The following is a 9,195-nucleotide window of genomic DNA, read 5'->3' as shown; positions in this document are numbered from 1 at the left end:
AGGCCCTGCGCCTTCAGCTCCTGGATCAGTTCGGCCACCATCTGGGTTTCCTGCGGGCCAAGTGCGGCTGTCGGTTCATCCATGATCAGGATCTTGGCGTTGAAATACACCGCGCGGGCGATGGCCACCGACTGGCGTTGGCCACCCGAAAGGGCACTGACCGGCACGTTGAACTTGCGGAAATTGGGGTTGAGACGCTTCATGATCTTGCGCGTCTCGGCCTCCATCGCGGAATCGTTCAGCATTCCGCCCGCGCCTACAAGTTCGCGCCCGAGAAACAGGTTCGAGGCGGCATCGAGGTTGTCGGCCAGCGCGAGGGTCTGGTAGATCGTCTCGATGTTTTGCGCCCGGGCGTCGCGGGGATTGTTGATATCCACCTCTTGCCCGTTGATCAGGATCTGCCCGGCATCGGCCTTGTAGGCCCCCGACAGGCATTTGATCAGCGTCGATTTGCCAGCACCATTGTGGCCCAGAAGGCCCACAACTTCGCCCGGGAAAAGATCGACCGTCACATGATCGACGGCCTTGATCCCGCCAAACGAGATCGACATGTCGCGCAGTTCGACAAGCGGGGTTCCGGTTCTGACTACCATGATCTTTGCCCTTTCACTTGATGCGTTTGCGGTAAACAATGTCGAGCCAGACAGCGAGAACCAGTGCCACGCCGATCACGATCCGCTGGTAAGAACCGTCGCCAAAGCCGATCAGCACCATGCCGGTTTGTAGCGCGGTCAGGATCAGCGCGCCGATGATGGCGCCGTAGATCGTGCCCACGCCACCGGCGAGAGAGGTGCCGCCGACAACGGCTGCGGCAATGACGTAAAGTTCGTCAAGCTGGCCCATCGCGTTGGTGGCAGAGTTCTGGCGGGCCGCGCCGATCACAGCAGCGATCCCGGCCAGCGCGCCCATCAGCGTGAAGATCTTCACCGTCATCGCGCGGGTGTTGATGCCGGACAGGGCCGCAGCCTCGGGGTTGCCACCGATGGCAAAGACATAGCGGCCAAAACGGGTGCGGGTCATCAGGATCGTCATGAAGATGGCCACCGCGATCAGGATCAGCACGGGGTAGGCATAGCCGTGGCCGAACTCTGCGCCGTCAGGCACCGGGACGCCCAACCTTTCATAGTATTTCTTGATGTTGCCCGGAGGCCAGACATAGGAATTCACGATTGCGGTGGCCCCGATGATGATCGTGCAGATCAGGCCGATCACGAAGGTTTCAGCCCAGACCGGGCGCTGGGCAAAGCCGTGCGTCTGCCGCGACTTGCGGCCGTTCAGAAAGGCCCAGACCACAAAGACGCAAGCAATGACCGCGAATATCCAGCTGCCGGTCCGGCCCAGCGCGCCGAACGACCCGCCGCCGATCAGCGAAAACGATTCGTCCAGTGGCGCGATGGTCTTGCCACCGGCAACCAGAAACGCGGCACCCCGCCACACCAGCAGGCCGCCAAGCGTGACGATAAAGGACGGGATGCCCAGAAACGCGATCAGCACCCCCTGAAACGCCCCGATCAGCGCACCCATCGCGATGCCGAAGGCAACGGTGGTGATCCAGATGGCGGGATGTCCAAGGCCCAGGGCCGGGGTCAGGTACTCGACCTGCAAAAGGCCCATGTACATGCCGACCATGCCCATGATCGAGCCGACCGAAAGGTCGATGTTGCGGGTGATGATGACCAGCACCATCCCCGTCGCCATGATTCCGATATAGGCGGTCTGGACCGACAGGTTCCACAGGTTGCGCGGCGTGAGGAAGCCGTTCGCTTCGGCCTGTCCCGCGCCCAGCAGCATGCTCGGTCGCCCAAGCACGAAAGTCGAATAGGCCTCGAACGCCAGACAGATCAGGACCAGCGCACCGACCATGCCGAGCAGGCGGGGGTCAATCTCGGTGGCGCGCAAGAAGCGGCCAAAGGCGCTTTCGGGTGCGGTTTGGGTCGCGGGGGAATGCGGTGTGTTGCTCATGTCCTCGTCCAGCCAGAGAGAGGGGGATGCGGTTGGACCGAGACGGACGGGTCTTACCGCAGTCCGAGTGCGCGAACGCAGCGCGCATGGCCACCCGCCATCATTGAATAGAGTACCGGCGCCACCCTTGCAGGGCAGCGCCGGACAATCAGCCTAGATTACTGGCAAGCAGCGACGCCTTCCATGGCGCCCTCGCAAGCAGCTTCCTTGGTGATGTGGCCTGCGTCGATCGCCAGGTTCAGCGTGTCCTTGGTGATCGGGGTCGGGTTGAGCAGGATCGCGTTCATTTCAACGCCCTTTTCGCCGCCCGAGAACTTGGTCGCGCCCGGGATGGCGTCAAGTGCCGCGCCGTCTGCCATCGCCGAGGCGATCTCACCAGCGGCCTTGCCAAGGTCAACGGCGTTCTTCCAGACCGAAACGGTCTGCGTGCCGCGGGCCACACGGTTGATGGCCGCAAGGTCGCCGTCCTGGCCACCCAGCGGAATGTTCAGGCCCTGCGACGCCAGTGCGGCAGCCGCACCACCGGCCATGCCGTCGTTCTGCGAGAGAACGGCGTCAACGGCGTTGTTGTTGGCGGTCAGGATCTGCTCCATGTTCTTCTGAGCATTCTCTGGCTTCCAACCGTCCGAGTTGGCTTCGCCGACGATTACGATGTCGCCCGAAGCGACAGCAGCGCCGATGACTTCTTCCATGCCCTGACGCAGGAAGCCGACGTTCGGGTCACCCGGGTCGCCCTTGATGATCGCGTAGTTGCCCTTCGGCGCGACGGCAAAGACCGACTCTGCGATGATCCGGCCAACGCCGACGTTGTCGAACGTCAGATAGAACGTGCGGTTGTCCTCGATCAGACGGTCATAACCGACGACCGGGATACCTTCGGCAGCGGCTTTCTCGATGGCCGGCCCGATAGCGTCTTTGTCCCAAGCGTTGATGATCAGGGCGTCAACGCCCTGTGCGATCAGCGCGTCGATGTCGCTCAGCTGCTTTTCAGCCGAAGCCTGCGCGTCAGCCGAGACGTATTCGTTGCCGGCAGCTTCGATCGCAGCTTTCATCGCAGCTTCGTCGATCTTCCAGCGCTCTTCCTGGAACTGCGCCCAAGAGACGCCGATCTTTTTGCCTTCTGCCAGAGCAGCCGACGAGAAGCCAGTCACCGCCACGATGGCAGCGAGAATTGCATTACGCATCAGTATCCTCCCTATGGATATCGGCCAGCGCATGGCCGGCCCGGCAGATTCGCCGGAACGGGCGGAAAAATGCCGCGAATAAATTCAGTTGTCAAAATAAAAATACTGATCAAAGTTAAACTCGCCCACGGATTGTGCAAAATCTTGCTGCCATGCAGCATTCTGCGGGCGCAAAATGGTTAGACATGGTGATTTTTTCTTCGGAGATCAAAGTAATGCAGCCGCGCATGGTGCGTGAGGACGGGTCTGAGGGGCGCAAGGGCGTCGGGCCTTTGATTCCGCCACTGCAGGATTCGCTGCGACCCCTGCGCCAGCAGGTGTTTGAACGCGTGCGTGCAGCGGGGCTGATTCCCCGGGTGCAGGTGGCCAAGGATCTGGGCGTAAGCCCGGCGTCGGTGACCACACTGACCTCGGAACTGATCGACGCCGGTTTGATCGAAGAAGTGGCATCCCCGCGCGACGGCGACGCGGGTCGCGGTCGGCCTGCGGTGGCGCTGGGCGTGCGCGCGGCGGCGCATCGGGTTGCAGGAATGAAGCTGTCGGACCGCGAACATACCGCGGTGATCGTCGATTTCGCGGGTAACCTGATTGCCGATGACGTGATCCCGCGCCGACCGGGACCGATGCCCCTTGCCGAGATTCTGGACGCGATCGAGACGCTTCTGAACCGGGTTTGCGCCAAAGCCGGGATTGCCCGGTCTGATCTGTCGGGCGTGGGCATTGGTGTGCCGGGCTTTGTCGATGTGGCCGAAGGCATGGTGTTGTGGTCTTCGGTGCTGTTGGACCGGGCGGTGCCATTGGCCGCGGCGGCTGAGGGCCGGCTGGGCCTGCCTGTCAGCGTCGACAACGATGCCAACCTTGTCGCGCTGGCGGAGCTTTGGTTCGGGGCCGGGCGGGCGTTGGCGGATTTTGCGGTGGTGACCATCGAACATGGCGTTGGCATGGGGTTCGTGATGAACCACCGGATCTATCGCGGGTCACAGCGGCTGGGGATGGAGCTGGGTCACACCAAGGTGCAGCTTGACGGCGCGCTGTGCCGCTGTGGCCAGCGCGGCTGTCTGGAGGCCTATGTCGCCGATTACGCCCTGGCGCGGGAGGCCACCACCGCGCTGAACTGGAGCCACAAGGAAGGCCAGAGCATCACCGTGCTGCTGGAAAGCCTGTATGACCATGCCAAGGCCGGAAACGCCACCGCGCGGTCGATCTTTCGTCGGGCGGGGCGCTATCTGGCGGTGGGGCTGTCGAACGTGATCAACCTGTTTGATCCGGCACTGATCATCCTGTCGGGCGAGCGGATGCGCTATGACTACCTCTATGCCGCAGAAACGTTGGCCGAGATGGACAATCTTGCCATCAATTCGGGTCGTCCCCGCCCGCCGATCGAGATTCACGCCTGGGGCGATTTGCTGTGGGCGCATGGTGCTGCGGCACTGGCGCTTTCGGCGGTGTCCGAAGGGCTGCTGGCGCCGGCGCGCGAGATCGCAGCGCAATAGCGCCGACGGTTGCGCCCTGCCTGAGACCCCGGAGGGTTTCACACCCTCCGGACCTCCCGTGGGATATTTGGGGACAGATGAATGGCGAGGGGTGGCGCTGTTTGAGGGTTTAGCGCGCGTCTGCGGCGAGAAGGGCTGTCAGCCCGTCCTTGTAGGTTGGGTAGAGCAGGCGAACCCCAAGCGCGGTTTTGATCCGGTCATTGCGCACACGCTTTGACTCGCCATAAAAGCTGCGCGCCATTGGCGTCATGTCGGCCTGATCAAACGGGATCGCAGCGGGTTCGGGCAGGCCAAGAAGTTGGGCCGCGTAGGCCAGCACGTCTTCGGGCGGGGCGGGGTCGTCGTCGCAGATGTTGTAGGCGGAACCCGGGGCGGGGTGGCGGATCGAGGCCTCAAGCACTTGCGCGATGTCTTCGACATGGCAGCGGCTGAACACCTGCCCCGGCTTGATGATCCGCCGCGCGGTGCCATCGCGCACCTTTTCAAACGGGCCGCGACCGGGCCCATAGATCCCCGCCAACCGAAAGATGTGCATCGGCAGACCGGTTGCGCGCCACTGTGCCTCGGCAAGCACCCGCCAGCGGCCGCGTTCCGATGACGGGGTGAGGGGCGTGGTCTCATCGACCCAGCCACCCTGATGATCGCCGTAAACCCCGGTGGTCGAAAGATAGCCGACCCACGCGGCCTTGCTGTCTGCCAGCGCGGGGCAGGCCTGCAGGAACGGATCGCCCGTGGCATCGGGCGCTGCTGACACAAGGATATGGGTTGCCCGCGCCAATGCCGGGGCAAGGTCTGTGGGCCAAAGCAGCGGTTCCACCCCTGCAGTGGCGAAGGCTGCGGCCTTGGCGGGGTTGCGGGTGGTGCCGATCACCGTCCAGCCTTGCGGGATCAACCGCCGGGCAAGGGCGGATGCGGAATAGCCGTGGCCAAGGGACAGCAGTGTCGACATGGCCGCAGTTATCGGGGGGGAAGAGCAGGGGCGCAAGGGACAAGCACGCACGTTTTGCCGCAAGAGGGTTGGAGGGGCTTGGCCTTCGCGCCGCGGTTCCCCGCTTGCTGCAGCCGGCCGGAGCATCGTCATGCACTGGCCAGGGTGGCGGTGAGTTGCGCCGCCTGCCACGCCTTCCAAAGGCAAGTTCCGCGCGGTCAGAATTGGCCTGTCATCACGGCGTCACTTGCGAAGGTGCAGCTGTTTCGGCTTATATGCCGGATCAAATTGCAGGACCAAAGCATGCACGACGACGCCCAGACCGCCACTCTTTGCCCCGAACTGCGGTTGCCGGAAAGCTTTGCCGACGCGCATGCTGCTGTTGCCCGGCTGGAGGAGCTGTATGCCGAAGCCACCGCGTTTCTGGTGCATCATTTCAGCGAGACGGTGCTGAAAGGCCGTCCGCATACCCGTATCCGCGCCTTCTACCCCGAGATCCGGCTGACCGTCACAAGCTTTGACAAGGTGGATTCGCGGCTGTCGTTTGGCCATGTGGCTGGCCCCGGCACCTATGCCACCACGATCACCCGGCCAGACCTGTTTCGCAATTATCTGGTGCAACAGATCGAGCTTCTGGTCGAAAACCACGGCGTGACGGTGGAAGTCGGGCCATCGGATACCCCGATTCCCGTGCATTTCGCGGTTGCGGGCAATCCGGACGTGTCGGTGCCGCAGGAAGGCGTGATGGAGTTCTCGCTGCGCGATGTGTTTGACGTGCCCGATCTGGCCACCACCAACGATGACATCGTGAATGGCGTGCGGACGCGATATGCCGATGGATCGGCCCCGTTGGCCCCGTTCACCGCCCAGCGGGTGGATTACAGCCTTGCCCGCCTGACGCATTACACCGCCACTGACCCGAGGCATTTTCAGAACCACGTTCTGTTCACCAACTACCAGTTTTACGTTGAAGAGTTCGAGGCCTATGCCCGTGCCGCGCTGGCGGATCGCGACAGCGGCTATACAGCCTTTGTTGCCACCGGAAATCAGGAGATCACCACGGCAGACGGCGAGATTGTTCCGGCATCCAAGCTGCCGCAGATGCCGACCTACCACCTGAAGCGCGCCGATGGGCAGGGGATCACCCTGGTCAACATCGGGGTTGGCCCGTCGAACGCCAAGACCGCAACCGACCACATCGCCGTGCTGCGCCCGCATGCCTGGCTGATGGTTGGTCACTGTGCGGGCCTGCGCAACAGCCAGAGCCTTGGGGATTTCGTACTGGCGCATGCCTATCTGCGCGACGACCATGTGCTTGATGACGATCTGCCGGTCTGGGTGCCGATCCCGGCGCTGGCGGAGATTCAGATCGCTTTGGAACGGGCGGTGGCCGATGTGACCCAGTTGGAAGGCTATGAGCTGAAGCGCATCATGCGCACCGGCACGGTGGCGACCATCGACAACCGCAACTGGGAACTGCGCGACCAATCAGGCCCGGTGCGGCGGTTGTCGCAATCGCGGGCTGTGGCGCTGGATATGGAAAGCGCCACGATTGCGGCCAACGGGTTCCGGTTCCGGGTGCCCTACGGCACGCTGTTGTGCGTGTCTGACAAGCCGCTGCATGGCGAGTTGAAGCTGCCCGGCATGGCGTCCGAGTTCTACAAGACGCAAGTCAGCCGCCATCTGCAGATCGGCATTCGGGCGATGGAGCTGCTGCGCGCCACGCCGATCGAGCGGATTCACAGCCGCAAGCTGCGCAGTTTCGAGGAAACCGCGTTTCTCTGACTCGCGCGAAAAACGCGTTAAATCCGCCTGAACTTTTCGTTCTGGGGTTGATTTCGCCGTGGAAACTGTGTGTTTGGACCGTGGCCTCGTTTCCGGGGGACGGATGCTTGCGACGTGCAGGCCAGTTTAAATCAAGAACAACCTGAAGGATGATCCAATGTCCAAACCGATGACCAAGACTCAACTGGTGGCCGCTGTGGCCGATGCGATGGGTGGCGACAAGAAAACTGCTTCGGCTGCGATGGATGCAATTGCCGCAGTCGTTGCGCGTGAAGTCGCTGATGGCGGTGCCGTGACGCTGCCGGGTCTGGGCAAGGTTGCCTGCCGCGCCCGCCCCGAGCGGCAAGTGCGCAACCCGGCAACCGGCGAGACGATGACCAAAGCCGCTGACAAGCAGGTGAAATTCACCATCGCAAAGGCGCTGAAAGACATCGTTAACGGCTGATCCTTGATTCAGGTCTATCAAGGTGAGAGGGTCGCCCCTGGGCGGCCCTTTTGCATGGGAGGACGTGGATGGCACGCGTAACCGGTATCGGCGGCATCTTCTTTCGCGCAACTGATCCCAAGGCGCTGGCGGTCTGGTACGCCACGCACCTTGGCATCACCGAAGGCCTGTGGTCGCAGGACGCCGGGGCGACGGTGTTTTCACCCTTTCCTGCCGCGACCGACTATTTCCCCACCGACAGGCAATGGATGCTGAACCTGCGGGTCGAAGGCCTGACCGGCCTTATCGCCATGCTGCAGGCCGCTGGCATTGCGGTCGAAACCCGGCCCGACTGGGATGGCGACGGCAGTTATGGCCGTTTCGCCCGCATCTACGACCCCGAAGGTACGCCGATCGAGCTATGGGAACCGCCCGCCGCTTGACCCTGCCTTGGGCGACCTGTAGGCCCGCCCAAGCCCCGGCAAGGATGTGGATGTGGACTTTCGCGCGATCCTGATGGGGGTGACCTTCGCTCTGATGTGGTCTTCGGCCTTTGCCACCGCGCGGATCATCGTGGCGCATGCCCCTCCCCTGGCCGCCCTGTCGCTGCGCTTTGCGATCTCGGGCCTCATCGCGGTTGTCGTGGCGCGCTGGCTTGGCCAAAGCTGGCGTTTGTCGGGGCCACAGGCGCGGTCGGTGCTGGTCTTCGGGCTGTGCCAGAATGCGCTGTATCTGGGGCTGAACTTCGTGGCGATGCAGTGGGTCGAGGCATCGCTTGCCGCAATCATCGCGGCCTCGATGCCGCTGATCGTGGCGCTGCTGGGCTGGGCGTTTCTGGGCCAGCGGGTGCCGGCGCTGGGCGTGACCGGCCTGATCACCGGCATGGCAGGGGTGGCGTTGATCATGGGCACACGGTTGTCTGGCGGAGCCGATGCCACCGGCATCGTGCTGTGCATCGGCGGCGCCATTGCCCTGTCGGTGGCCACGCTTACCGTGCGCGCGGCCACGGCTGGCGGCAATCTCTTGATGATCGTCGGGTTGCAGATGTTGGTCGGCGCGGTGGTGCTTGGTGTTGTTTCCGCCTTTACAGAGACGCTTTTGGTCAGCTGGAGCGCGGCGCTGATCGCGGCCTTTGCTTATCAGTTGTTGATCCCGGGATTGGCGGCCACGTTGCTTTGGTTTTCGTTGGTGGGCCGGATCGGGGCGGTGCGCGCCTCGACGTTCCACTTCCTGAACCCGTTCTTTGGTGTGGCGATTGCCGCGCTGCTGTTGGGCGAACGCATTGGTGCGCTGGACGTGCTGGGCGTCGTGGTGGTGATGGCGGGCATTCTGGCGGTACAGGTGTCGCGCCGCGCGCAAGCATGGCGCGGCGCGACTTGACGTCAGGCGGCCATCTGCGCGGCATCGGCGGCCAGCGTG

Annotated in this window: 9 protein-coding genes; 5 read left to right on the top strand and 4 right to left on the bottom strand. The window is 63.2% G+C overall.

Annotated features, from left to right (window positions below; genetic code table 11):
* From RMO18_RS14630 to RMO18_RS14620, 3 genes are all read right to left on the bottom strand, one after another.
* Positions 1 to 593 (bottom strand): ATP-binding cassette domain-containing protein (locus RMO18_RS14630; protein ID WP_309666866.1); only part of this gene is annotated, 593 nt, incomplete at its 3' end.
* Positions 594 to 606: 13 nt separating this feature from the next.
* Positions 607 to 1,962, bottom strand: coding sequence for a sugar ABC transporter permease (locus RMO18_RS14625; protein ID WP_309666863.1), 1,356 nt, complete (start codon positions 1,960 to 1,962; stop codon positions 607 to 609).
* A gap of 158 nt (positions 1,963 to 2,120) precedes the next feature.
* Positions 2,121 to 3,146, bottom strand: a complete 1,026-nt coding sequence (locus tag RMO18_RS14620; RefSeq protein WP_309666861.1) for a substrate-binding domain-containing protein — start codon at positions 3,144 to 3,146, stop codon at positions 2,121 to 2,123.
* A 215-nt stretch (positions 3,147 to 3,361) separates the two neighbouring features.
* Here RMO18_RS14620 and RMO18_RS14615 point away from each other — a divergent pair, with 215 nt between their 5' ends.
* Positions 3,362 to 4,639 (top strand): ROK family transcriptional regulator, encoded by a 1,278-nt coding sequence (locus RMO18_RS14615; RefSeq protein ID WP_309666859.1) that lies wholly within the window; start codon positions 3,362 to 3,364, stop codon positions 4,637 to 4,639.
* A 109-nt stretch (positions 4,640 to 4,748) separates the two neighbouring features.
* Here the strand turns inward: RMO18_RS14615 and RMO18_RS14610 are convergent, their stop codons facing one another.
* Positions 4,749 to 5,588 (bottom strand): SDR family oxidoreductase, encoded by an 840-nt coding sequence (locus tag RMO18_RS14610; RefSeq protein ID WP_309666858.1) that lies wholly within the window; start codon positions 5,586 to 5,588, stop codon positions 4,749 to 4,751.
* Between the two features lie 282 nt (positions 5,589 to 5,870).
* Between RMO18_RS14610 and RMO18_RS14605 the strand changes: the two genes are divergently transcribed.
* The 4 genes from RMO18_RS14605 (at position 5,871) to RMO18_RS14590 (ending at position 9,156) form a co-directional block, all read left to right on the top strand.
* On the top strand, positions 5,871 to 7,352 hold the full coding sequence (locus RMO18_RS14605; RefSeq protein ID WP_309666857.1) for an AMP nucleosidase: 1,482 nt from the start codon (positions 5,871 to 5,873) through the stop codon (positions 7,350 to 7,352).
* Between the two features lie 157 nt (positions 7,353 to 7,509).
* Complete coding sequence (locus RMO18_RS14600) at positions 7,510 to 7,797, top strand: HU family DNA-binding protein (protein ID WP_309666856.1); 288 nt, start codon at positions 7,510 to 7,512, stop codon at positions 7,795 to 7,797.
* 68 nt (positions 7,798 to 7,865) lie between these two features.
* A complete protein-coding gene (locus tag RMO18_RS14595) occupies positions 7,866 to 8,219 on the top strand; it encodes a VOC family protein (protein WP_309666855.1) in 354 nt (117 codons plus the stop codon).
* Between the two features lie 52 nt (positions 8,220 to 8,271).
* A complete protein-coding gene (locus RMO18_RS14590; RefSeq protein WP_309666854.1) occupies positions 8,272 to 9,156 on the top strand; it encodes a DMT family transporter in 885 nt (294 codons plus the stop codon).
* The last annotated feature ends 39 nt before the right edge of the window (positions 9,157 to 9,195 follow it).

It is taken from the genome of Tabrizicola sp., assembly GCF_031377265.1.
Lineage (GTDB): Bacteria > Pseudomonadota > Alphaproteobacteria > Rhodobacterales > Rhodobacteraceae > JAUYQR01.
This window is presented reverse-complemented; position numbering and strand designations above follow the sequence as displayed.

Bases quoted from the DNA above. Each gene is read 5' to 3' on its own strand.
- RMO18_RS14610 (WP_309666858.1), bottom strand. From the start codon at position 5,588: ATGTCGACACTGCTGTCCCTTGGCCACGGCTATTCCGCATCCGCCCTT.
- RMO18_RS14595 (WP_309666855.1), top strand. From the start codon at position 7,866: ATGGCACGCGTAACCGGTATCGGCGGCATCTTCTTTCGCGCAACTGAT.
- RMO18_RS14600 (WP_309666856.1), top strand. From the start codon at position 7,510: ATGTCCAAACCGATGACCAAGACTCAACTGGTGGCCGCTGTGGCCGAT.
- RMO18_RS14620 (WP_309666861.1), bottom strand. From the start codon at position 3,146: ATGCGTAATGCAATTCTCGCTGCCATCGTGGCGGTGACTGGCTTCTCG.
- RMO18_RS14625 (WP_309666863.1), bottom strand. From the start codon at position 1,962: ATGAGCAACACACCGCATTCCCCCGCGACCCAAACCGCACCCGAAAGC.
- RMO18_RS14605 (WP_309666857.1), top strand. From the start codon at position 5,871: ATGCACGACGACGCCCAGACCGCCACTCTTTGCCCCGAACTGCGGTTG.
- RMO18_RS14615 (WP_309666859.1), top strand. From the start codon at position 3,362: ATGCAGCCGCGCATGGTGCGTGAGGACGGGTCTGAGGGGCGCAAGGGC.